Raw genomic sequence first — 1,119 nt, 5'->3', positions numbered from 1 at the left:
CCCGTCTTGTACAGGCGCGAACCGGCTTCGCCGTAAGGATTGGCGATGAATTTCTCGGCCGTCAGCTCAGGGCGGTTCAGGTAGCCGCGCGCCAGGCCAATGCCGCCGATATGCAGCTCGCCCGCCACACCCAAGGGAACCGGCTGCAACTGCGCGTCCAGCACGTACAACTGGGTATTCCAGATCGGCCGGCCGATCGGCACGCAGGCCAGACCGTTGTCCGGCCGGCAAGCGAAATAGCTCACGTCTACCGAGGCTTCGGTCGGACCGTACAGGTTATGCAGCGCCACGCCAGGCAGCACCTCGAAGCAGCGCTGCGCCAAGTCCAGCGGCAGCGCCTGGCCGCTGCAGATCAGCTGGCGCAGCGTTGCGCACTGCGCCAGCCCGGCCGAAGCCAGGAAGGCGTCCAGCATCGGCGGCACGAAGTGCATCGTGGTGATCCCCTCGCTGGCAATCAGTGCGGCCAGATAAGAGGGATCCTGATGCCCTTCCGGCTTGGCCACCACCAGCGTGGCGCCCTGCAGCAGCGGCCAGAAGAACTCCCACACCGACACATCAAAACTGAACGGCGTCTTCTGCATCACGCGGTCGGCCGCCGTCAGCCCATACTCGGCTTGCATCCACTGCAGCCGGTTGACGATGCCGGCGTGTTCGATGGCCACGCCCTTCGGCTTGCCGGTCGAACCCGAGGTATAGATTACATAAGCCAGGCTGGCCGGGCTGCCTTGCGGCGCCGGGTTGACTTCCGACTGCCCTGCCAGCGACGGCCACTGGCTGTCCAGGCACAGCACCGGCAACGCCGGGTCCATCGCCGCTGCCAGCGCGGCGACCAGCGAATCGGCCAGTGCCTGCTGGGTCAGCAGTACGGTCGGACGCGCATCGTCCAGCATGGTGGCCAGCCTGTCCTTCGGATAGCCTGGATCGAGCGGCACATAGGCGCCACCGGCCTTCAGAATACCCAGCAAGCCCACCACCATCTCGACGCTGCGCTCGACGCAGATACCCACCAGGCTGTCGGCGCCCACACCCTGCCCGCGCAGGTAGTGCGCCAGGCGGTTGGCGCGCGCATTGAGCTCGCCGTAAGTGAGCGACTGGCCCTCGAACTTGACGGCCTCCGCC

The 1,119-nt window shown here is 66.6% G+C and carries 1 protein-coding gene; it reads right to left on the bottom strand.

Translation table 11 applies throughout. The features are described from left to right. The coding region (locus HWE17_RS28440) for an amino acid adenylation domain-containing protein (RefSeq protein ID WP_176391115.1) at positions 1-1,119 on the bottom strand (1,119 nt) is incomplete at both ends.

The organism is Janthinobacterium sp. BJB401, from assembly GCF_013372745.1.
Taxonomy (GTDB): domain Bacteria; phylum Pseudomonadota; class Gammaproteobacteria; order Burkholderiales; family Burkholderiaceae_D; genus Janthinobacterium; species Janthinobacterium rivuli.
This window is presented reverse-complemented; position numbering and strand designations above follow the sequence as displayed.